The sequence below is a fragment of the Rhodothermales bacterium genome (assembly GCA_013002345.1).
Lineage (GTDB): Bacteria > Bacteroidota > Rhodothermia > Rhodothermales > JABDKH01 > JABDKH01.
The window spans coordinates 49,410-72,745 of sequence record JABDKH010000196.1 but is presented as its reverse complement, the minus strand read 5'-3'; the positions used below and the strand labels follow the sequence as shown (position 1 = coordinate 72,745).

Annotated in this window: 19 protein-coding genes and 1 tRNA gene; 14 read left to right on the top strand and 6 right to left on the bottom strand. The window is 57.7% G+C overall.

Annotated elements, in window-relative coordinates:
* The 6 genes from HKN37_10145 to HKN37_10120 all read left to right on the top strand — a co-directional run.
* A partial coding sequence (locus tag HKN37_10145; protein ID NNE47006.1) for a hypothetical protein occupies nucleotides 1-2,493 on the top strand: 2,493 nt, incomplete at its 5' end.
* Nucleotides 2,494-2,536: 43 nt separating this feature from the next.
* The gene (locus HKN37_10140) at nucleotides 2,537-3,217 is read left to right on the top strand and encodes a TlpA family protein disulfide reductase (GenBank protein NNE47005.1); all 681 of its coding nucleotides are present in this window, start codon (nucleotides 2,537-2,539) and stop codon (nucleotides 3,215-3,217) included.
* Between the two features lie 28 nt (nucleotides 3,218-3,245).
* The gene (locus tag HKN37_10135) at nucleotides 3,246-4,253 is read left to right on the top strand and encodes a hypothetical protein (protein ID NNE47004.1); all 1,008 of its coding nucleotides are present in this window, start codon (nucleotides 3,246-3,248) and stop codon (nucleotides 4,251-4,253) included.
* 47 nt (nucleotides 4,254-4,300) lie between these two features.
* Nucleotides 4,301-5,773, top strand: coding sequence for a DUF92 domain-containing protein (locus HKN37_10130; GenBank protein NNE47003.1), 1,473 nt, complete (start codon nucleotides 4,301-4,303; stop codon nucleotides 5,771-5,773).
* Nucleotides 5,774-5,842: 69 nt separating this feature from the next.
* The gene (locus HKN37_10125; GenBank protein ID NNE47002.1) at nucleotides 5,843-7,156 is read left to right on the top strand and encodes a dicarboxylate/amino acid:cation symporter; all 1,314 of its coding nucleotides are present in this window, start codon (nucleotides 5,843-5,845) and stop codon (nucleotides 7,154-7,156) included.
* Nucleotides 7,157-7,220: 64 nt separating this feature from the next.
* Nucleotides 7,221-8,786, top strand: coding sequence for a tetratricopeptide repeat protein (locus HKN37_10120; GenBank protein NNE47001.1), 1,566 nt, complete (start codon nucleotides 7,221-7,223; stop codon nucleotides 8,784-8,786).
* Nucleotides 8,787-9,069: 283 nt separating this feature from the next.
* Here the strand turns inward: HKN37_10120 and HKN37_10115 are convergent.
* Nucleotides 9,070-9,143, bottom strand: a tRNA-Arg gene (locus HKN37_10115).
* Nucleotides 9,144-9,257: 114 nt separating this feature from the next.
* Between HKN37_10115 and HKN37_10110 the strand changes: the two genes are divergently transcribed.
* The 7 genes from HKN37_10110 (at nucleotide 9,258) to hpt (ending at nucleotide 16,639) form a co-directional block, all read left to right on the top strand.
* Nucleotides 9,258-10,124, top strand: coding sequence for a hypothetical protein (locus tag HKN37_10110; protein ID NNE47000.1), 867 nt, complete (start codon nucleotides 9,258-9,260; stop codon nucleotides 10,122-10,124).
* Between the two features lie 62 nt (nucleotides 10,125-10,186).
* Nucleotides 10,187-11,227 (top strand): CPBP family intramembrane metalloprotease, encoded by a 1,041-nt coding sequence (locus HKN37_10105; protein ID NNE46999.1) that lies wholly within the window; start codon nucleotides 10,187-10,189, stop codon nucleotides 11,225-11,227.
* Nucleotides 11,208-11,567, top strand: coding sequence for a hypothetical protein (locus HKN37_10100; GenBank protein ID NNE46998.1), 360 nt, complete (start codon nucleotides 11,208-11,210; stop codon nucleotides 11,565-11,567). Before HKN37_10105 ends, HKN37_10100 begins: the two co-directional genes overlap by 20 nt.
* Nucleotides 11,568-11,605: 38 nt before the next feature.
* Nucleotides 11,606-12,430, top strand: a complete 825-nt coding sequence (locus tag HKN37_10095) for a phosphatidate cytidylyltransferase (protein NNE46997.1) — start codon at nucleotides 11,606-11,608, stop codon at nucleotides 12,428-12,430.
* Between the two features lie 366 nt (nucleotides 12,431-12,796).
* Entirely contained in the window at nucleotides 12,797-14,587 is a 1,791-nt protein-coding gene (gene mutL, locus HKN37_10090) for a DNA mismatch repair endonuclease MutL (GenBank protein ID NNE46996.1), read from the top strand.
* Between the two features lie 23 nt (nucleotides 14,588-14,610).
* Nucleotides 14,611-15,981: a tRNA lysidine(34) synthetase TilS gene (tilS, locus tag HKN37_10085; protein ID NNE46995.1), complete on the top strand. Its 1,371-nt coding sequence runs from the start codon at nucleotides 14,611-14,613 to the stop codon at nucleotides 15,979-15,981.
* 79 nt (nucleotides 15,982-16,060) lie between these two features.
* A complete protein-coding gene (hpt, locus tag HKN37_10080; GenBank protein ID NNE46994.1) occupies nucleotides 16,061-16,639 on the top strand; it encodes a hypoxanthine phosphoribosyltransferase in 579 nt (192 codons plus the stop codon).
* Nucleotides 16,640-16,868: 229 nt separating this feature from the next.
* Here hpt and kynU read toward each other — a convergent pair whose 3' ends face one another.
* Genes kynU through HKN37_10065 form a run of 3 tightly spaced genes read right to left on the bottom strand, consistent with a single transcriptional unit; the run spans nucleotide 16,869 to nucleotide 20,301 of the window.
* Nucleotides 16,869-18,128 carry a kynureninase gene (gene kynU / locus HKN37_10075; GenBank protein NNE46993.1) on the bottom strand — a complete coding sequence of 420 codons (1,260 nt, stop codon included), beginning with the start codon at nucleotides 18,126-18,128 and terminating at the stop codon, nucleotides 16,869-16,871.
* 25 nt (nucleotides 18,129-18,153) lie between these two features.
* Nucleotides 18,154-18,942 (bottom strand): SDR family oxidoreductase, encoded by a 789-nt coding sequence (locus HKN37_10070; protein ID NNE46992.1) that lies wholly within the window; start codon nucleotides 18,940-18,942, stop codon nucleotides 18,154-18,156.
* Between the two features lie 60 nt (nucleotides 18,943-19,002).
* Nucleotides 19,003-20,301, bottom strand: coding sequence for an HD domain-containing protein (locus HKN37_10065; protein ID NNE46991.1), 1,299 nt, complete (start codon nucleotides 20,299-20,301; stop codon nucleotides 19,003-19,005).
* Nucleotides 20,302-20,376: 75 nt separating this feature from the next.
* On the opposite strand from HKN37_10065, the gene HKN37_10060 reads away from it, so the two are divergent.
* Nucleotides 20,377-21,834: a hypothetical protein gene (locus HKN37_10060; GenBank protein ID NNE46990.1), complete on the top strand. Its 1,458-nt coding sequence runs from the start codon at nucleotides 20,377-20,379 to the stop codon at nucleotides 21,832-21,834.
* On the opposite strand, the gene HKN37_10055 is transcribed toward HKN37_10060, so the two are convergent.
* Nucleotides 21,823-22,437 (bottom strand): glycerol acyltransferase, encoded by a 615-nt coding sequence (locus tag HKN37_10055; GenBank protein NNE46989.1) that lies wholly within the window; start codon nucleotides 22,435-22,437, stop codon nucleotides 21,823-21,825. The two genes, HKN37_10060 and HKN37_10055, sit on opposite strands and share 12 nt — an antisense overlap.
* A gap of 1 nt (nucleotide 22,438) precedes the next feature.
* A complete protein-coding gene (locus tag HKN37_10050) occupies nucleotides 22,439-23,296 on the bottom strand; it encodes an alpha/beta fold hydrolase (GenBank protein ID NNE46988.1) in 858 nt (285 codons plus the stop codon).
* Nucleotides 23,297-23,336: the final 40 nt, after the last annotated feature.

Genomic DNA, 23,336 nt, shown 5'->3' with positions numbered 1-23,336 from the left:
GAGAATGGCAGATCCATCTATGAGGACTGGAAAAAGGACTTGAGCAGCGGGTATGCAGAGGCTACGTCGAAGGTCCGCACCGATCCGGTCGCCGGTCGACTGCTACACGGGGAGGGGTTCCTCAATCGACACCCGCTGTTTTCGCCGGATGGTGATCGATACGGATACGTTTCAAATCGAGGGCGTGACTTCAGCCAGACCGGACTGTACGTCGTCGACAGTAGCGGGAACGAGGAATTCGTTCTGGAAGGGGAGGGTCTCCTCGAAGATCCCTTCACCTATACCTGTGCGCTGGGACATCGCGTTGCGTCACGTGCATTCGGATCGTTCTCATGGTCGCCGGATGGAGGCAGTATCGTCTATTCGCGCCGCCGCGACAATGCAAAGGGCTACTACTTTGCTGACCTCTACGAGTACGAGTTGGAGAGTCGAACCGAGAAACGGCTTACGACTGAGCGTCGGGCGCGCTTTCCCGCATATGCTCCGGATGGGAAGAGCATCGTCTTTGTTATCGAGGCGGACGGAACCGCGAACCTCTTTGAGTTGATCATGGCATCCTCTGAGATTCGCCAGATCACGTCATACGTTGATGGAGAGGAGATGGGTGTGCCGACCTGGCATCCTGATGGTCGGCGGGTGTTTTTCGCCATGTCCGATGCATCTGGTCAATTCATAGGCGAGCTGGACGTTTCCACAGGCTCAGTGACGCGCGTTGTTGCCGACGGCTCGGACGTGCGCGACCCGGTGGTCGATCGTTACGGCCGCTTCCTGTATTTCTCTTCTGACGCGTCAGGCATCTTCAATATTTACCGAAAGCCGCTTGTCGGAGGTGCGATTAATCAGCTAACGAATGTCCTTGGTGGCGCGTTCGAGCCAAGCGTCGGGGCTGACGGCGCGATCCTCTTTTCCCGCTATGAGTGGGATGGATACAAGATAGCCCGACTCGACAGCGTCGCGGCGATTGAGGACCGCAGTGCACTCTCGTACCAGCCTCCGGTATCCTTGACGAAATGGACGGGTAGGCAAGCAGTGCGCGTGTCGAGCACCGTCAGTATGCCCCGTGTTGATGACGTGCCCACGACGGACGAGAGCGTGAGTCGCGTGATATCAAGCCAGCCGGTTGTGACGACGACGGCCGTTGACGACTCGGCCTCAGCCTACCGAAGCGATTTTACGTCGTTCAGTTTCTTTCCGGTGCTGAGACTGGACCAGTACGTGTCCAGAAAGCGACGCGTGACGGATGTCCGCCTCGGTGATCGGACTCGAGGCGAGACCCTGCTCCGAAATACGAAGCTCGGGTTTTATCTGGCGTCGCGCGAAGTGCTCGATGGCCTGTCCATGTTCGGTGGGCTTCTAATTGGTCCTGCGTCCGGGGATGCCGATGACCTGGGGAGTTTCTTCGCGCCTGCCAATCTGCTGAAATTGGAGAGAGACATCTTCATTCAGTTCGACTACAACAAGGGCGTTCTCTTCCGCAAGAAGAGATGGTCGCCCCAACTGTCGCTGCAGTTATTCAACGTGCGTCGAAACGTGGAGGATGGACTCGCCTTCGAGGAGCTCGCCTGTACGGCGTGTTTTCCACCTGACACCACACTCGCCGACCTGTCGTACAATCTGTGGGAGCTCGATGTCGCGGCACGCAGCAAGGTGAGTCGGAGCATTCTGCTTGAAGCCGGTTATCGATTCAGTCCGTACCGGGTTACCACGGAGCGCTTCTTCTCGACCGAGTTTCAGCAGACTATCCCGGCAACATCGTCCAGATACTACATCGGTCGTGCGTTTCGACTCAAGGCCTATGTGGAGGCTATGGCGCCGCATCGTCACAGCGATGTGGTACCCGTCGGGCTCAAGGCAGAGTTGACGTACGAGTATGAACCGGGTCGGTTGTTGGACCGGTTTGCGGTAGAGGATGGACAGCTTGTGCCTGAGTACGAGCGATTCCACAACCACCGTCTCACGGCCGATTTGCGCTACGGGATGAAGTTCCATCTCGGTGAATCGGCCCCGCATGGAGCGGGCCTGCGGGTGCGTGGCAGCACGCTGCTCGGGAGTCCCGTCGACGACTTCTTTGATGACTATGTGGGCGGGCTGATAGGGGCCCGCGGCTATCCGTTCTACGCCCTGGGAGGCAACGAGACCCTCTGGCTTCAGCTGTCGTACCACCTGCCCGTAATTCCACGGATTCGCCGACAACTTCTCTTTCTCTATGTTGACAAGGTCTACGCACGCATCTATGCGGACGCGGCATACGCGTGGAGCGGATCCTTTCCGTCGCTGTCGGATTCACGACGTGATGTTGGCGCCGAGGTACGGTTTGGCCTGGGATCCTTCTATCTGCTGCCAACGTCCCTATTTATTAGCGCGACGTATGGACTCGATGAGTTCGCCTTTGAACTTGACCCCGATTTCGTGACTCCGAATGGGTCCCGGTCTGTATTCTATGGCCGCGAACTTCAATGGCACTTTGGCATCCTCTTCGGATTTGACCTGTAGAATCGGCAGACCCTGAAGAATCCATCTTAGTACTGTAGCAAGCATGGCCGAAATAAGCACACCAATAGCGTATTCGATGGCGGTGGGGATGATCGTCGTTGCAGGCGGACTGTTGTACGCTCTGATTGCTCGAAACGAGCCTAAACGTCCGAACGGTGCAGTGCAGTGGGTGGGCAGCGTGATCGCCGTCCTTGCGATCGCTTCCGGTCTGTGGCTGATCCTCGTAACGGCCAAGGTCGATGCCAACGTAACGACGCCGTCCAAAGGAGCCATCGCGACACCGGATCAAATCGAGGATATGGATCTGCTGTCGCCGGCGGAAGACTTCGAATTCAAACTGGTCGCCTCCGAAGAGACCATGGCCCTGTCGGAACTTAAAGGTAAAGTGATAATCCTGAATCTGTGGGCAACATGGTGTCCGCCCTGTCTGCATGAGATTCCAGATTTGAACCGGATTCACAAGGACTATGCGGATTCAGGGGTCGTGGTTATTTCTCTGTCGGACGAGGTCCCGGATGAGCTGCGTGCGTTCGCCCGCAGTCGCCCGCTTGAGACCATGAGCGCTTTCGTTGACGGTGGAGCAAAGCTGCCGCAGGCAGTTCGTGCCGGTTTCGAGATTCGGCCTACGAGCTACGTGATCGATCGCGAAGGGATGTTTCGCAAGTATATTCTTGGCGCCAGGAGCTACTCCTACTTCCGACGCGCGATCCGACCGCACCTTTAATCACGGACTCCCATATTGTGACTCCTCTATGTTGCGAACTTCGCACGGCTCCTGTTGCCTGACGCTTCTGCTCTGCCTCGGACTGGCGGGCCAGTTAAACGCGGATGCGCTCGGGCAGGACATCGGTGTGGAGACGCAGCCTCCACAGTGGACGTCGGACGCCGTTCGAATGACTTTTCTGCACGGATCTGCGTCGGTGTCGGAATCAGGGACAGCGACGGGTCGGCGGAGCGTTCCGCTGGCGCTGGGGCTCTCAGCAGTCGTACCCGGGCTCGGTCAGGGATATAATCGTCAGTGGCTCAAGGCCGGTCTGTCGATTGCCGTCGAGGCGGCTCTTGTTCTGGGCTACGTCAAATGGAAAAATGATGGCCTGGACGGAGAACGCGCTTTCCAGGCGCAAGCCCATGCCGAGTGGAGTCCGACGCGGTACGCAGAGTGGCTCAATGACTATGTGGGCTTTTTGGAAATTAACCACGGCGGTGTATTCACAGTCCAGGATATTTTGATACCGAGTCCTGACCAACTGGACTTCACTGAGCCTGCCGGGTGGACGGAATCCGAATTGATCACGGTACGCCGATTGTTCAACGAGATACGAGCCACCGAGTCCCAGATGTTTCATCCCGAGACGGGTGCGACGTTCTCCCATGTCCTGCCGTATTTCGGAGAGCAGCAGTATTACGAACTCATCGGCAAGTACTTCCAGTTTGCCCCGGGATGGGAGGACTATCCAGACTGGGTTGTGGAGGACGAGTACACCGATGCCATCGATCCCGAACGCTCAGATGGCGAAGGTGGTAAGGTCAGCGTATCTCCAAAGTTTTACTCGTACGCGAGGGATCACGCCCGGTCGCAGGACCTGCTGCGCCGGGCTTCACGCGTGACCTCGCTGATTATCGTGAACCATGTGATTTCGGCCATCGACGCCGCAGTGTTCTCGCGGTTGCATAATGACCGATTATCGGCACGGATGGAAATGGTTAACGTTGAATCGGGCAGGCATGAGCCACGAGCCGTTCTTACCCTTCAATTCTAGTTGGCGCATGGGGAGTGGCGAGCCGACGTCCGCGGCAGGAGCGTACCATGACGCTCGATGACCTGCTGATTACGACCGGTGCCGTCTCATTTGTGGGGCTCGTGCTTGCGCTGGCTGAGGTCAGCAGCCGCGCTGGTCTAATTGGTCCCGAGTCAAGCAGGATGACGGTTCACGCCGTGGTTGGAGTTGCAGCTGCGAGCCTGCCATTCATGTTCAAGGATTTGACACCGTTCTACCCGGCGGCCGTTCTGGCGATGGTGGTTACGTCGCTCGACGCCCATCGCGGGAGGCTCCGTTCCCTCCACGGGGTATCTCGACAGACGAAGGGAACGCCAACGTTTGCCGCGGCATTCATTCTGGCCGGTGTCTTATGCTGGACCACAAGGCCTGATCTTACCTATGCATTCACGGCGTCCCTCGCCGTTCTTGCCATTTCGGATCCGCTGGCTGCGCTGGTGGGCCAGGCAGGGAATGGCTGGACAAATATGGCCGCACCTAAGACAACGCGTGGCAGTATCGCCTTCTTTGTCTCGGCTGTCGTAGTCGTCGCAGTGGTACTGGTTGTCACGCAGGCTGCTATCGAGCTGTCACTGTCGTACATGGTGCTCGTGATATTACTGACCGCACTGTGCGCGACGGCCGCAGAGTACGTCTCGGAGGGTGGATGGGATAATCCCGCGATCGTTCTGGCTGTTTGCGCGACACTGACCCTCACAGTTTCAGCGGTCGTAGACCCGGTCATTGTGCTGGTCGGTATCGTTTTGCCGGCCGCGTTCGCCTACGGAACGTATCGGATGAAACTCCTCGACGCTCGAGGATCTCTCGTGGCCGGGTTGTTGGGTACGACGATTATCCTGTCTCACGACTGGCGTTGGCTGCTCCCTGGACTTGTCTTCTTTGTCACATCCAGCGCTCTCTCGCGCGTCGGCCGTGATCGCAAGCGCGACGCCGAGCGACGTCAACAGAAAGGTCACGTTCGAGATGTTTCGCAGGTGCTGGCGAACGGCGGTATTGCGTGGGTCCTGCTGCTGGGATCAGCCTTCGCTGGACTGGACTTTTTGTTCTGGGGATACGCTGGCGCCTTCGCGGCCGCTACGGCGGACACGTGGGGGACGGAGATCGGCACATTGTCGCGGTCCGAACCTGTCAATATCCGGACACTTCGTCGGGCTCCGGCCGGTACGTCCGGAGCTGTGACTACCCTGGGTACGGTGGGAGCGGTCGGAGGAGCTGCCGTGATCGCCGTACTGGCCGCTCCGTTTGTAGGTGGTAGCGGCCTGGCTGGCCTCGTGCCGACTGCGATCTTCGTCGCAGCCGGGGTTGTAGGCTCGACGGTTGACACGGTGCTTGGCGCAACGCTCCAGGCCCTTTATCTGGACGATGCGGGTGGGCTCACCGAGCGGCCCGAGGGCAATCAACTTGTACGCGGCTTCAGTTGGTTGACGAACGATAGAGTCAATCTTGCGGCCACCGGGAGCGGCGCATTCGTGGCGATTCTTGGATATGGTGTGTTCGTTTGATGTGCAACTCTCCGATGCCTGGACAGAAATTTCGTATCATCGGACGAACCCGACTTGACCCGTAACCCTATGCGTTGGTACAGGAAGCTACACTGGCAGATCATCACCGGGCTCGTGCTCGGGCTGGCATTTGGTGTTCTCTCAGCGATTCAGGGCTGGGGGCAGTTCACTTCCGACTGGATCGCGCCCTTCGGCACGATCTTCATCAACCTGCTGAAACTGATTGCGGTCCCGCTGATCCTGGCATCGCTGATCACAGGGGTCGCGTCCCTGTCGGATATCCGAAAGCTCTCTCGGATTGGCGGGAGGACGATAGCGATTTACGTCTCGACGACAATCGTAGCGCTGGTAATCGGACTGACGATCGTGAACGTGATGCAGCCCGGCAAATCAGTTCCGCCGGAGATGCGACAGAAGCTGGAGGAGACGTACAGCGGAGACGTCGAGCAGAGAGCGGCTGCGGCAGCCGAGGCAAAGGGTCGCGGTCCGCTGCAGCCCATAGTCGATATGGTGCCGGAGAATCTTTTCAATTCCGCGTCCAGCAATCGCAACATGCTCCAGATCGTGTTTTTCGCAATCTTTGCGGGAATCGGACTGCTGATGGTGCCCTCGGAGAAAGCGGAGTACCTGATCAGGTTCTTTGACGGTCTCAATGCGCTGGTCATCAAGATGGTTGAGTTGATTATGGTGACGGCGCCGGTCGGCGTCTTTGCGTTGCTCGCCGACACGATCAATTCCGTTGCCGGGGACGACCCGGCCCAGATAACCGAACTGCTGGCGGCGCTTGGGTACTACTGCATCGCCGTAACGCTGGGGCTGCTCATTCACGGGCTCGTCACGTACCCGTTCCTGCTGAAGATGTTGACTCCGATGCCATTAGGCCGGTTCTTCGCAGCAATTGTGCCTGCACAACTCGTCGCGTTCTCAACGTCATCAAGTGGGGCAACCCTTCCGGTGACGATGGAAGTCACGGAGAAGAATCTCGGCGTGTCGGAGGAAATTTCCTCCTTTGTCCTGCCGCTCGGTGCGACGATCAACATGGATGGAACGGCCCTTTATCAAGCTATCGCAGCCGTGTTCATCGCTCAGACCCTGGGGATGGGTCTCGACCTGGCAGCTCAGTTGACCATCGTGTTAACGGCCCTCCTGGCGTCCATTGGAACGGCGGCCGTGCCAAGCGCAGGGATCGTAATGCTGGTGATCATCCTGGAAGCGGTGGGCGTTCCGGGCCAGGGCATTGCGCTTATTCTCGGCGTGGACAGAATTCTGGACATGATGCGGACGGTGGTCAATGTGACCGGTGACGCGACCGTTGCTACTGTTGTGGCCTCCTACGAAGGTCAACTGGATCTCGGAGTTCTTGAAGCCCGGGCGGCATCGTAGTGACGGTCGGATCTTCAGGTGGGGTTTGCAAGTTTGTCTTGCCCACCGAACGTACAGCTGCCTAATGACTATCCGTGCAGGTTGTGCGGCATTCCTCCCGATTACTGCCGCCCTGTTCCTGATCTCCAGCATCGCCACCGGCGAAACGCCGGACGGGATCAGTTCGCCCGACGCCGGCCCGATGTTGCTGCGCTCGCCCCTTGCGATCGGAATGATGGAGGAGGGCAGGGAGCTTCTGCTACGATTCCGAATCGACGAATCGGAGGATGTCTTCTATCACTTGTCGCGACAGCCCGACGGGAAGGCGGCTGCCTACTACTTCCTGGCGTACTCATCGCTCCTGAAGTTGCTCGTCTCCGACGACGTGCTGTATCACGACGAGTTTGTTGCACGTACCGATTCTCTCGATCGTGCTTTGCTCGACGTTTCGGACTCTCCGTGGAGCGCTTTCTTTTCTGCCGAATCAGAGCTTCAGCAGTCGATCTTTCGAGCGAAGCGAGGTAAGTACATCCGTGCCGCTCTTGCAGGTCGTAAGGCGTTCCGCAGGTACGATCGATTGGTTCGGGACTACCCCGACTTTCACGAAGCTTACAAGGGACTCGGACTGATTCACGTTGCGGTCGGCTCGTTGCCCGGAGTTTATCGCACAGTTCTTGGCATTCTAGGGGTGCACGGGACGGTAGAGGACGGGTTGCGCGACTTGAGAGTGGCTGCCGACAGCAGTACGTATGGCAGGGAGGAAGCGGCGATTCTTCTCAGCATTCTCGGCATAGTCATCGATACGGGGACGGACGCGGGGGCATTGCTGACCCCGATGTATGCGCGGTACGGCGACAGTCCACTGTTCGGTCATCTCTATGGATTCTACCTGTATTCGGAGAGGCAGTCGGAGGCTGCGCTTCCCGTTCTGCAGCAGGCGAGCCGAAACTCCGACCGCGAGGAGTATTTCGATCTGGACTATGTCGAGTTCTATCTGGCGGACACGTTCTTCAGATTGGACCGCTATGACGAAGCGATCGTCCATTTTCAACGGTATCTGGATCGCCATCGTGGTTCCGCCCTGAAGGCTCTGGCCTCGCTCGGTATGGGATTGTCTCTGGAAATGATTGGACAACGGATGGCGGCGTTGAGCTTTTACGAGGACGTCGTAGTAGCGAGAGACTTTGACAGCGACCGTGCGGCGCGTCGATGGGCGGATCGCCTGCTGCAGGAGCCGCTGACGGAGCTGGACCGGCAGCTTCTGGCTGGCCGCAATGCCTTCGACAGCGGGCGCTACGATCTCTCTGCGCGCATTCTGGAAGGCGTTGTGGCTGTTGACACGCTTGACGCGGAGCGCCGTGCGCAGGCGCTATACCGGCTCGGTCGCAGCCGGCACGTTACGGGGAGCGAGGAAGAAGCGCTGAAGCTATACCTCGGCGTCATGCAACTCCAGCTGGCCAGCGAGTCGAGGTGGGCGCCCTGGTCGTCCTACTACGCCGGTCGTATTCACGAATCGGCTGGCAGGAATGCTCAGGCGCTCGAATTCTATGAAAGGGCGCTGGCGTACGGGACCGAGTACGATTACCGGCAGTCTCTGGAAAAGAACGTGAAAGTGGCTCGCGAGCGACTGACGGCGGGTGAATCGCGATAAATGACGCGGGTAGTCGGGTGGTACCGTCGGGAGTCGCTGGTCTGGCGATGTCTCATTTCGAGTCCTGATTCTGAACAGATTTTCTTTATCCGTCCTGTATTGGGCGTCAAGTACCCGTTGTTCAACACGAGGGAGGCGATTCTGCTTCAAATTCCGCCATGCGAAGACCTTGGCACCATGTTGGGAATGGGTGCTTCCGAAGGATAAGTGCTGATTGGCCGCTCCAAGTGGTCGCGCGTGAAAGCAAAGCCCTGAATCGCCTAACAGCGATTCAGGGCGGATGCGCGCTTGGGAGGATTCGAACCCCCGACCTTTGGAACCGGAATCCAACGCTCTATCCAACTGAGCTACAAGCGCAGGCTGATTTGAATAATAGTTACAACGGGCACATGTCGCCAACTGCGGATGGCCACCTTCGGTGGCTCTTCACGACGCGTGGAGCTGCAGCCCGACAGATCGAGGAGCAGGAGCATGGACGGATATACGATGTGGACGCGTGTACGCGCGACACTTGAGAATGAGCAGTACCTGACAGATGCATCCAAAATGAACGACGCCGAACTGATCGCCCACTTCAAGAGAGACCCGGAGGAGGCCTACGGGGAACTCCTCAGGCGCTACTCGGCGGTAATTCTACGAATGATCCGGCGCTTCATGCACGACCAGGACGAGGTCATGGAGGTGTACACCGCTGTCTGTGAGCGACTTAGGGCGAAGGACTTCCACGCACTCAGACGATTTCAGATCTCCAACGAACTCACGCCGTGGCTCAGTGTCGTTGTTGCGAATTCATGTCGCGACCGGTTCCGAAAGCTGAAAGCGGTGTCTGTGCCAAAGTCCGTCATCGGTAAGCTCAACGAAGTCGAGCAACTTGTCTTCAAGTACTACTATCAGAGACGTCTTGGCCAGCAGGAGATTGCAGAAACGATCAAGGGAAAGCACGATCTGCCCTGCACGGTTTACGAGGTTGTTGATGCAATCGGGAAGATCAATGAGCTGCTGTCGATCAACAAGCGATGGCATCTGTTGATGGCGCTGAACCAGAACGCGGCCGCACCCTCCGTCGAGGATCTTCGTGAGGTCGGTATTGAGGCGGTATCTACCGACAACGTCGGTGCAAGCGACGAGGAGGAGATCAGGCTTGAGACGCTTGACAAACTGAACGATGCTCTCGAAGTGCTTGACCCTGAGGACCAGTTGCTGGTACTACTTCGGTTTGAGCACGGAATGAAGGCGTCCGAGATTGCCGACGCAATGGCGATAGAGGACCACAAGTACGTTTACACACGTCTTCGGACCGTGACGAATCGTCTGCGACGCACACTGGATGAGGCCTGACGAGAACAATCCCGCGTCCGTAGGGGTTGACGATCTCGTTCCCACTCATCTCGCGACGTTCGATGCTCGAAGAGATTCCAGACCTTCGCACTGGCCACGCTGCGCCATACGTCACCGATGAGTGGCGATCCCATCCCATTCCGCTTGACGGGCGGCTTGAGCGGGCCGGCTTCCCCCCATGGCTGACGGCGGGACTGGTTCTTTTCATGGCTCTCATTCTGTTTCAGGTCGTCGTGGCGCCAATTGCAACGTTCGCGTTGCTGTTGATGTCAGACGTTGGCCTGGATGAGATGCTCGACGCGATCACCACGCTCGTCACGGATCGCACGAGTCTTCTGCTTGTCGCGAACACGATCGGTCAGGTTCTGGCGCTGGCCGTTCCGACCCTCATCATTGCGCGACTGCATTCGAGTCGCTCGGCCGATTTCCTTCGACTCAGAGAGGCGGATTATCGCCTGGTGGGTCTCGCCGTTCTTGGCCTCGCAGGGCTCTTCCCGCTTGTCCAATGGCTGGGTGAGCTTAACGCAGCAATCCCGGTTCCCGACATTATTCGGGAGTTCGAACGCCTCATGATCGAACCGATCGAACGTATGTTGAGCAAGCCCGGTGCGCTCGGTTTCAACATTGCGATGATTGCTCTCACGCCCGCAATCTGTGAGGAGATTCTGTTCCGCGGGTACGTGCAGCGTCAGGTCGAGCGAACTGCCGGAGTCCTGTGGGGCATTGCGATAACCGGAATCGTGTTCGGCGCCTACCATCTTCAGATTACGAAGATCATTCCGCTCTCCGTGCTCGGTATCTATCTCGGTTATATCACGTGGCGGAGCGGGAGCATTATACCAGCAGTAATCGTTCACTTTGCAAACAATGCTGCCGCGATCCTCATTGGGACATATGCAGCGAGAAGCCCTGATATGACACTGGAGGATCTGGACAGCGTACAGATTCCATGGTACTTTCTTGTTGCGGGCTTCCTGTTTCTTGCGGGCTCCGTGCACCTGATGAATGTAATTGCAGCCGACCGTCTGCCGCCGGACGGATCGGGCAACGATTTCCCACTAGGTCGCGACCGAGGTGATCCTAATGACCGAGAAGAGTCTTGAAGGTTGGGTGGCCGTCTTCAGTTCGGGAACGGACTACGAGGCGGATCTTGTACGAGATCGTCTGGACGATTCCGGACTCGACGCCATGATACTGACGCGGCGCGACCATGCGTTCAATCTGAATGTTGGGGAACTGGCAAATGTAGTCGTGCTCGTGCCAGAGCGGCAGGCCGAGGAGGCACGTGGCATCCTGGCATCGACTCCGATCAGCGATGCGGCTCTGGAGCGTGCGGCTCTTGCAGCAGACCCCGACGCGCCGTCCGCGCACGACGAAGAAGAGCAGTCCAGGCTTGACACGGGGATTGATCGCATCAATCTCAGCAGCCCTGACGAGGATTAGGGCCTGGTGCTGGTCTCATCCCGCGCAGGGTGTCAGTCTTGAGTTTACCCAACAGCATCACTCGCGTTGCGACGGCCGTCGTTGCGATTCCTCTGGTGGTCTATGCCACCTACGCAGGAGGGTGGCTGTTCCTCGGTCTGGTACTGGCTGGCGGTTTGCTTGCTCAGTATGAACTGTACGGTCTACTGGGCCGACTCGGCGTTCGGACACTTCCCGTGGCGGGTCTGGCAATTGGTGCTGTGGTTGGGTTGCGCACCGAATTTCCGCAGGCCGTCCCCTTGGCGGTCGGGATGTCTATCGTTCTCGCCGTCGGCATTCTCCTGTCCAGTAGATTTGAGAATCCGTGGCAGTCGTTTTCCTCGACCGTGACGGCGGTATTCTATCCGACCGTGCTGCTGACGTACCTCGTTGACCTCAGAGTCGAGGCGCTTGCTGCACTTGGAGAGGAGAGCGCCTTCTGGCTGACGCTGTCGGTATTCGTGCTGGTATGGGCATCCGATACTGTTGCCTACTATGTGGGACGAACGCTCGGGCGTACCCCGCTTGCACCTGAGATCTCACCAAAAAAGACGTGGGAAGGTGCTGTCGGTGGCGCCATCGGGGCCGTGATGGTCGCGTTGGGATTGTGGAAACTCAGCCTCGTCTCGGTCGGATGGATCGATTGCGTCGCTCTTGGACTCATATGCGGAACGGTCGGGCAGCTTGGCGACCTTGCCGAGAGTCGTATTAAGCGAGCTGCCGGCGTAAAGGATTCCGGAACGATCCTGCCGGGCCACGGGGGGCTGTTGGATCGCCTTGACGCTATGATTATCGCGGTTCCGATGGCATACCTCTATCTGGCGTACGTTGCCCGCGTCTTCTAGCAAGTCGTACTCGAAGGAACGATATCGAGGCACGCCGGGTATATTTCTGTCAGGTTATGCCCGCAGTTTCGCAGCAAGCAATGGGGATTTTCGTTCCAGGCAAAAGAACACAGAATCGTCGGTTCTCCTACGAGCCACGATACTACGATCCGTTCAAGGACGAGAGCGTAAAGCGGCGTATGAGGGTCAGGAGTCGGGCACGCAGGAGTCGGAGTCCGGCTGTGGCCGTATATCTGGCTTTGTTGCTGATTCTAGCCCTGTACCTCTATACAAAGATGTAACTCGTGAAGTGGAGTCGTCCTAAGCAGTAGACAGGGATGAAACGTGGCTGAAGTCCGAGTGGATCGTGACGGCATCATTGAGGTGATGTCGGATATACTGGCGAACAAGATCGCTGCGGGCGAAGTGGTTCAACGTCCCGCTTCCGTCGTCAAGGAGCTCGTTGAGAACGCGATCGATGCCGGTGCGACCAGCGTCCAGGTGATCACGAAATCGGCCGGCCGCGATCTGATTCAGGTCGTCGACAACGGGTCCGGGATGAGTGCCGCTGATGCAACGGCGTGTTTTCATCGCCACGCTACGAGCAAGATCAGGGCTATCGAAGACCTCGAGCGGATCAGAACGCTGGGATTTCGGGGCGAAGCCCTCGCTTCCATCGCGGCCGTAAGTCGAGTCGAGTTGCGGACGAGGAGGCAGGAGGATGCCGTTGGTAGTCTCGTGCGAATTGAGGGCGGCGTTACCAGGACCCTCGAGCCCTGCGCGGCTCCGGCAGGAAGTAACGTGGCGGTCCGAAACCTCTTCTTCAACGTCCCGGCGCGCAGGAACTTCTTGAAGTCAGCCGCCACGGAATTGAAGCACATCGTAGAGACTGTTCAGTTTCTCGCACTCTCGAATCCGTCCATTGCGTTTGAGCTTCATCACGATCATAGCGAAATACTCGCGGTGTCGGTGGGCAGGGACGCTGACAGTGTCCGCCAGCGGATTTCTGCTGTGTTCGGTGACGCTGTCGGACGGGATCTGGTGAGCGTTTCAGAGTCGACGAGTTATTTGACGATGCACGGCTTTGTCGGGCGCCCCGAGCGTCATAGAAAGAGCCCAAGCGAGCAGTTCCTGTTCGTCAACGGGCGCATCGTTCGCAGCCGATATCTCGCTCATGCCGTCAAGGTAGCCTACGAGAATATGCTGCCGGAAGCCGCATATCCGTTCTTTGTGCTTTTCATTGATCTGGACCCACAGCACGTGGATGTCAATGTTCACCCGACCAAGGCGGAGGTCAAATTCGATGACGAGCGTGGCGTGTACGGCTTTGTCAAGGCAGTGGTGAAGAAAGCACTTGGCATGGCAGATCTGATTCCGCAGGTCTCCGATGAGACCGGTTTCCCGGGTTTCATGCCATCGGTGTTCACGTCCCTGGATGAGGGCGATAATCGAATGTCGGGACAGGAGCGAGACAGGTCCTGGCCCGCGTTTGATGGTGCAGCGGCGGCGGAGGGATCCGCTCCGGAATCATCCTGGGCAGATGCGTTTTATGGTCCGGACGAGCTCACTGCATCCGGCGGAGAAGCGCGACTGGAACGTAGACTGAGTGACGGTGAGGTACGGTTCTGGCAGATCGCCGACTACTACGTGGTCACACCGCTGCGCTCAGGATTGCTTGTGATTGATCCGTCCGGTGCTCACCAACGTATCATCTATGAACACGCACTGGCCAGCCTCGATTCGGGTCGCGGACTGACTCAGCAGCTCCTGTTTCCGCAGACCATTGAGTTTCCGGCCGGAGACTTCGATTTGCTCTGCGAAATAATGCCACTGCTTCGTTCGGTCGGCTTCGAGATTGAGGAGTTTGGTGGACGATCGGTAATTGTCAGGGGTATCCCGACGGATGTAAAACAGGCAGCTGCCGAGCACCTGCTGCATGAGTTGCTGGAGGAGTTCCGCAGCGGCATGCGCAACGGGCCCGTGTCTCGCGAAGAGAACCTGGCACGAAGCGTTGCGAAGAGAGGCGCAGTGCGCCCGGGTACCCGTATGGCTCTCGCCGAAATGAGTGCGTTGGTCGACCAACTATTTCTCTGCTCATCACCCTACACATGCCCTGCAGGGCGACCCACCATGATTCGCGTATCTATTGAAGAGCTCGCACGACGCTTCGGCCGTTAGGAACGAGATCTTCGGACCTCATCATGCTCTACGACCATTTCACCAGGTTTCTTGCTGAGCAGCGGCTTGACCTGACAGGAAGGATCGTGGTCGGTTTGAGCGGTGGCGCCGACTCCGTCGTGCTCGTCGACCTCTTGCAGCGAGTCGCCGCTGAACTTCTGTGCGTGCATGTTAATTATGGGCTGCGTGGTTCCGAGTCGGACGCCGACCAGGACTTTGTTTCGGATCTCTGCGTCAAACGCGGTCTCGACCTTATCGTTGTGTCTGCCGGCGACAAGATGGTTGGCGCGGGCGGCGGCTCGGTGCAAGAGCGCGCTCGGGAAATTCGGTACGACGCATTCCAGGCGAACGCGGAACGCCGGGGTATTGGACTCATTGCCCTTGCTCACCACGCGGACGATCAGGCTGAGACGGTATTGCTGAATCTGTTTCGCGGTGCGGGGATCGAAGGATTGGCAGGAATGCCGGTCGTGAGGCCCGCTGGGTCAGGGGCGATTCAGATCGTTAGGCCGCTTCTCTTTGCCCGCCGTAGTGAGATCGAAGACTACGCACACGAGGCCGGTCTGGACTGGCGCGAAGATTCATCCAACAAGAACCTGAAGTATCGTCGCGTCGCACTAAGACAGGAGATCATTCCTTCCGTCCAGCAGCACTTCGGCCCGTCATCAGTACCGAACATCCTGCGGATGGCCTCAATCGCTCGACAACTTGTCGATTCCGGTTATGCGGTACCGAAGAGCGGCGGCGTAGAGAACGACGAGCCTGTTCTCGATCTCGCAGAGCTGAGGGAATTGCCCTCAGTAGTTCGCAAAAGATTGATTCTGGACGCGTTGGCGAATTTTGCTCCCGACGTACCCAGGTCGAAGGTCATCGCAGACCAGATCGAGCAACTGATCAACCAGCAGCCGGGAAAGCGCGTGCAGATTGGCACGCTCGCTATTGTTCGGGAGCGGGAGGTACTACAGTTTGTGATCTCAGAAGAAGTGATGGCCGTTCAGTCATCGTTCTCGAAGACCCTGGCCGTGGGAGAGACTATCCGTGTACCGGAGGGCATCCTCAGTGCACTGAGACTTGCGGACATTCCTGATACGCTCGATTCGGGTTCTCGCGATATGGTGTTCCTTGACGCCGATGCAGTCGGTAGTGAACTAATCGTGAGTAGTTGGAGGGAGGGAGACCGTATATCACTTCTTGGTTCAGCCGGATCGAAGAAGGTGAGTGACTTGCTGACGGATTTCAAGGTGCCGACGCTCGATCGGCAAAAGTCGCTCGTTGTACGCTCCGGCAAGCACGTGGCGTGGGTGGTTGGATTGAGCCTTTCAGCGCGATTCGCCATCTCCGATGCGAGCCGAGCCGCAGTCATGCTCTGCTTTCTTCGGACGCGGTCTTCATAGTCGCCGTTTCTTATGTTGAGCGACGACGCTTAGTTTGCCTGCGCAAGCAATCCTTGATTTCACAACATCACTCGGGAACATGAAGTCGACTGATCTGACGAGCAAAGAGTCCGCCGTGTACTGCCGTGGTGAACGTTTTCGTCTGTATCTGAGCGACGAGACGATCCAGAATCGGGTGGATGAACTCGGTGCCGAGATTTCACGTGACTTTGCCGGCAAGACCCCTGTGTTGATCGGAATCCTGAACGGGTCGTTCATGTTTCTGGCTGATCTTCTCCGGTCTGTAGATGTGGACTGTGAAGTCGATTTCCTCAAGCTTTCGAGTTACGGAGCAAACAAGATCTCCAGCGGCGTAGTGCGCGAACTAAAGAAGATTGACGCCGACATAAAAGGCCGGCACGTCATCGTCGTCGAAGACATCGTCGACACCGGGCTTTCAATCGAGTTCATTCTGCACCGGCTTCAGGAGTACGAACCGGCCTCCCTGAGTGTAGCGACGCTTCTGCACAAGCATGAAGCCACGCAGATCGAGATCGAACTTGACTACGTCGGCTTTCGAATCGACGACCTTTTCGTTATTGGATACGGACTGGACTACGGACAGCTCGGTCGGAATCTGGATCAGATCTACATCCTTGACGACAATCCAGCCAAGTAGGCACGTCAGGTTGCAGGTCGTTTCGTCGACCGGCTGCGCGGGACTGGCCATGACGCTTTTCCGTGTGCACCAAAGAGGCAGACCGCGAATCCTGATCAGCGTCCAGTGTCCGGCGTGACCGTGTTCCTTCCTTCGTGGACGACGCAAGTATATCCGATCCCGAGGCTCCGGCACGGCGGCGCGGTCGGCGGTCCCGCGGGTAGAGCGTCGGCACCATGGCCAGTGGGTCTCACTTCCGCCTCATGAGGTTGACGAATCGCCATACCTCGTGGAACGTATTGTACAGGGGAACGGGCGCTACCCGAATGACATTCGGATTCCGCCAGTCACAGACGACGCCGTTTTCCCTCAACCGGTCAAATGCGGCCCGACCGTCATCGTGAACCATCAGCGAAAGCTGCGATCCACGCCGCACCGCATCTGCTGGCGTCAGTATTTCGATTTCCCGGCGCAAGTGGTGATCTAGCAGATATTCGACATAGGACGTGAGTCTCCGCTGCTTGTGTCGAAGCTCGTCCAGGCCCGCTTCGTGAAAGAGAGCCAGCGAGGCGCGGATTGAAGCAAGCGACAAGACATTCGGGTTGCTAATCTGCCACCCACCAGCACCATGCATCGGCTCGAAGGACCCATGCATCTGAAAGCGTTTAGATAGTCCTTCACCCCACCATCCCTTGAGTCGGGGAATATCGTGATCGGCAAAATGTCGCTGGTGTACAAAGCAACCCGAGAGACTCCCCGGGCCGCTATTGAGATACTTGTAGCAGCACCAGACGGCGAAGTCAACATCCCAGTCGTGGAGTTTCAATTCGACATTCCCCGCAGCGTGAGCGAGGTCGAATCCGACGACGCAGCCAGCGTCGCGACCGGCTCGGGCAATGCGTTCCAGGTCAAAGAGCTGTCCGGTGTAGTAGTTGACGCCGCCTAGCAAGACGAGGGCGATCTCGGAACCGCGTTCCTGGATGACGGACTCGATGTCTTCGTCTCGCAGTGTATGTTCGCCCGGTCGGGCGCGGACCGTGATTATAGTCGAGGCGGGATCATAGCCGTGAAGCACGCACTGCGAAGCCACTGCGTATCGGTCCGATGGAAATGCGTGCTCCTCCATTAAAATCTTGAAACGAGTGTCGCCTGGACGATAGAACGAGATCATCATGTGATGGAGGTTCACGGTGAGCGCGTTCATCAGGATGACTTCGTCCTCATTTCCTCCCACGACCGGGGCGAGGAGGGGAGCAAGAGTTTCGCCGTATTGTGTCCACGGTAGTGAGCCACGGAAGTGGGCGTCGACGCCGAGGTTTGCCCACGCACTCAGCTCTGCCTCAATGGCCGCGCGCACCGAGTGTGGCTGCAGCCCGAGAGAATGCCCGACGAAGTAAATGAGCTCGCGTCCTTCGCCATCCGTCGGTATGTGGAAGCGACTGCGAAACGCGGCAAGCTTATCGTCTGCGTCGAGCGCGAGCGCATACGACTCGTTGGGACTAAACGTCATGGGATAGCTCGAGCAGTTAGGCGTATCAGTTGCAGTCGATCCTGCCTCCGTCGACCGGAAGGTTGATTCCTGTAATGTAGGCTGCCGCCGCGGAAGCGAGGAATGCGACAGCCCAGCCGATTTCCTCTGGCTCGGCAAATCGGCCGGCGGCAATCTGAGACATCCACTGTTGCTCTTCGACTTCGATAGATGTCTGAGCACGATCAGCTCTGTCCTTCATCAGCGATGCGAGGCGTCCCGTTCGCGTGGCTCCTGGCAGAACGCAATTCACCGTAACGCCGAAGGCCGCGACCTCTTTTGACAAGGTCTTGGCCCATGCGGCTACCGCCGCCCGCGTGGTGTTGGATACTCCGAGACCCGGAATAGGCTGTCGCACTGAGGTAGAGACGATGTTGATGATTCGTCCGTAGTTCTGAGACTTCATTCCCGGCAGAAGAAGCCTTGCCAGGATATGATTGCAGACCAGATGGCTCCGGAGTGCACGCTCGAACTCGTCGGGTTCAGCGTCGACAATGGCACCGCCGTGGGGACCGCCCGTGTTGTTTACGAGAATGTCGACAGGGCCTCGTTGTCGGAGGGCGTCGCGCACGACACTCTCAACGGAGTCCGGTTCCGCAAAATCGGCCTGGAGGTAGGTGTGCTGTTGTCCCGCGTCAGTCGACAGCGTATCTGCAGCCGTCCTGAGTTTGTCGGCGTCACGCGCGAGCAGGATCACATTCGCGCCCTGCGCTGCTATCGTCTCGGCGCACGCACGTCCGATTCCCGACGTACTTCCACACACAAGCGCCGTGCGGTTCTTTAGGGAAATGTTCATTCTCTTGAATATTGTGGGTTTTGAGTACTCGCTGGCGGTGCGGTTCTAACTTCTTTGGAGTCAGATCACTTCTCTCGGGCAACTGACGTACGGTTTGATCTCGAACCGTCGTAGTGCGGACACGGCAGCCGTATCTGCACCCTCAGACAACTCGTACAGTCGCCCGTCTCTCTGCATTACGACTATTGAATCCTCTACGGACTCGTACGGAGAGTGACGAGAATGGGCAGCACTAAAGTAGAGGTCGACATCTTTCTCCGATTCGTCGATACTCGACAGGCCGGTCGCGACAAGCCAGTCTCTGACTCGTTCTTTCCGTGCGGCCATGGATTCCACACTGGGTTCTTCTTCGAGGAATGAGACGCGAAAGAAGTCGCGCGTCAAAAACCGTGCACACAGGTCCGCCAGAATTGGGTCGGACGTTCTTGCCCAGCGCTTGATCGAATACAGCACGTCTGTATCATCCAGTTCGTAGTACATCTCAATCACGTCGTCCCTCTGAATGTCCTCACTCGTTAGATCCTGTTTCAGGAAGAACAGAAATGCAGGTGAACACACATCCGCTACGTAGGAGTCCCCGTCGGCTAACTGCTTTTGTGCCCGCGTTATGATCGAGTGCAGAACGTGGTCACCGGCGACAACCGTCTTGTGGAGATACACTTGCCAGTACATGAGGCGACGCGCGATCAGAAAGTTCTCAACCGCATACGTTCCTTTCGCATCTATCACGATGGATGAATCCGGCCCGCCCTCGGACGGATGGACGCGTATGGTCTTGATGATTCGCTGAACGCCGACGGCGCCTTCGACCACCCCCGTATAGAAGGAGTCGCGCCGCAGATAGTCCAGCCGGTCCATGTCCAGTTGGCTCGAAACCAGCTGATGAAAGAAGGGTCGGTCGTATGTGCCGTCGAAGATCTGCAGCGCGAGATCGAGATCCGGGAAGCGGTCGGCAAGCCTGAGGATCATCTCGCGGCTCATCATTTCGTGTCTGAAATCACGGATGAGTATGTTCTCCAGGGTGTGTGAAAACGGACCGTGGCCGATGTCATGCAAAAGGGCGGCGCATTGCGCGGCCGTGAATTCTGCGCCCGACACGGGCGTGCCCTTCTCCTGGAGGTTCACGAGCGCATCATGCATCAACGCCATGGCACCCAGCGCATGACCGAAGCGCGTATGCTCCGCGCCCGGAAAAACGAGGTACCCGACTCCGAGTTGACGAATCCGCCTGAGTCGCTGAACCTCAGGCGTATGTATCAGCTCAAGAATGGGTTGCCGGGGAACCGAGATGAAGCCATGAACGGGATCCGAAAAAATCTTGTACCTTGACGCGTTGTGATTTGAATCCCGTGTTTTCACGTGGATTGGACCTGTTTGCTTCTGATGTTCGCCCAAATATACTCCTGAAGTGATATCGCATTAATGACTGGTCCGGTGCACCATCCATTTGCCGGCGATCAGCATGTAGACGGCACCGGATCGGATGTGTCGATTGCTGTACGTACGAACGTCGCCGAGGAGTACAGCGCAATGGCACGCTATGCCATTGCGAGTTTGCTCGAGCCGCTGTCTTTGCGGCCGAGGTGGGTCGACTCGTCGGCATCGGACGTCGTACCGGTGCTCTACTATGGACCGGCGGAGGACCGATATCCGCATGAACTCCAACTCTCGTATTCCATCAGGGCGGAAGAGATGTTTCTCCGCTCCAGGCGGCTCGACGAAGCGGCGGTCGCATGGATTGACTGGGAGGGTGAATCGTGGCCCGCACTGTTTGCCGATGAACGGGGCGCGCCGGACATCATCGCGAGCACGTTCTACTTGCTGTCGGGCTGGCAGGAGTCGCGTGTAACTCCCCGGGACAGAAACGGACGTTTCCGTTTTGAGGACTCGATTCAGGCGCGGCTTGGTTTTGCCGACAAGCCGGTTGTTGATGCATACAGGGAATGGCTGGCGGCTGAACTGGCAACCGCGGGAATTGAATGGGCCAGGAGGCGTTGGGGAGGAAGTGATTGGGCCGTGTGTCCTACGGTCGACGTCGACTACCTGTGGAAATGGCGAAAGGGCATGATCTATCGAGAGGTGGTGCACCATCTAATGCTCAACGCGCGCAAAGTCGGGGTCGGAGCGAGGGTGCGTCGGTTTCGTGATTTTGTCGTCGACGCAGTCACGCCGGGCGACGTGTATCGGTCCGCACTCGCCCGAATGGTCGATGAGATCAGATCGCGGGACGGAACCGCGACAATTCTCTTCAAGGCGGGAGCCCACGGCCCGAACGACGTTCACTACTCGCTAACGGGCCGATGGCTTTCGACATTTCAGCAGACTGCGGCAGCAGATAACTTTGAGCTCGGCCTCCATCCAAGCTACTACTCCAACGCGCATGGCGGCTACCTGGCGGATGAGGTAGAGATCTTTCGTTCTTCAATCGGTGAAAAGCCGACCACAGTCCGACAGCACTTCCTTCGATATGACATGCCGATCACGATGAAGCTTCACGAGTCTGCAGGGTTTACGATCGACTCGACACTTGGCTTTGCGGGTCAGGAGGGATTCCGACGAAGCACGTGTATGCCATTCCGGCTATTTGACGTGCATCGAAACAGGGAGACGTCGATGTGGGAAATGCCACTCGCTGTGATGGACGGAGCGCTATTCAATCGTCAGGGTTATTCGCTCGACGAGGCCGTGACGGCGACATCGCGAATTCTGGATCGTTGCCGGAAGTTTGGTGGATGCGCTGTTCTACTTTGGCACAATGTTCTCTGGGACGAAATGGACGCTCCCGGGTGGGGTGAACATTTTCTTTCAACGCTCGACTCCGCTGTAGAGGCTAACGCACGGATATCAAGTCTGTCCGGCGCTCTGCGGGAGTGGCTTCCATCAGTCGCTTGACCGCTTGCCCTTATACGGGGCGTAGAAATCCTGAATAACAGCCAGGTCGGTTTCGAAATTGCCGGTCGGCATCAGATTCAGCCCCAATCCAACGACGCGCGATTGATAGTCGAGATAGGCGCAAACGATCGGAATCTTCGCTCCGGCCGCGATGTGGTAGAAGCCACTTTTCCATCGCTGGACCTTCCTTCGAGTGCCTTCCGGCGCGATGCCGAGCACTAACTGGTCGCTCTGGTTGAAACGCTCTACGACCTGCTCTACGAATCCTGAAGTGGCCTGACGGTTTACAGGTATGCCACCGAGCCAGCGCATGAGCCGACCAAAAGGCCACCGAAAGATCGTGTGTTTTCCGATCCAATGGGCGTCTACATCAAGAGCCAGTGCAGCAGCCAGTCCAAGGACGAAATCCCAGTTCGACGTGTGCGGGGCGACGATCACCACCGCCTTTGGGATGCTCGGCAGCGTATTGTCGATACGCCACCGCATGATCTTCAATACGAACGTGCCGAGCCACTGAAGCACTCCGGATCCTCGCTGTGGCAGGCTCCTGATCTCATCGGTCGGTGCATCGGGTGATCGCGTGATGTCGACGGGTCTGACCATTCTAGCACCCATCTTTGGCCAGTTCAAGAACGAGGCGCAAGTAGAAGTCGTTGGAGGAGAAGCGCGAGTTTATGCCCAGGGAAAGTCCAACTTGAGCGGCGTGATCTGCTTCCAACGTTTCTTCAAAACGACCCCATTTCGCGCTCTCGACAGAGACGATGCCGTCGTTCGGTCCCTCGGCCGCGTACAGAATCGAGTTTCCGATCTTCAGAATGGGATTGATTGGCGTTTCCGTTCCCTTGCCGGCCGCTCCGGCATAAGACGCGTAGCGAACGTCGGGATGATTTTCGATCGCCGGATTAAACGCCGTGCTCACGTGCTCAAGGGTGAGTTCGCTGAGTGCCGTGCGGAAGTCGGCCTCGCCACCCGCCACGGCATGAGCGCCCACCCAGTCCGCCAGGTTGGCCAGTATCTCGCGAATTCTCTCCGGTTGGGAAAGGACATAGTCGGCGATGTAGGTCCCGTGATGGGGAGTCGAGACGGTCGTGACCGAGGCTATGGTGTCATGCATTCCGCGTTTGGCGATCATCCATCTCGCATCGAGTCCGCCCATTGAGTGTGCGATGAGGTTGACCTTCGAGGCTCCGGTCTGGTCGCGAATGTCTGCAAGTCGGTCAGCCCACATCGACGACCGAAAGGATACCGTATTGTACGGGGCTACGTTGGGAGCAAACGCCAGCACGCCGTGCATTCTGAGAAACGTCGCTGCCGCATAGAGGTGGCCTCCCCGGCGCATTCCGGCAAGGACGCCGAAGCCGTGCATCAGCACGATGGGATATCTCGTACGGATAACCCGCGGCAGCGGAAAAGCGTCCTGTCCCGCCAGAAGTCTGACGGCTGATTCAGCAAACTTGGCCATGCTTAGATCGTTGACCGGAAATCGTTATAGTACAACCCGA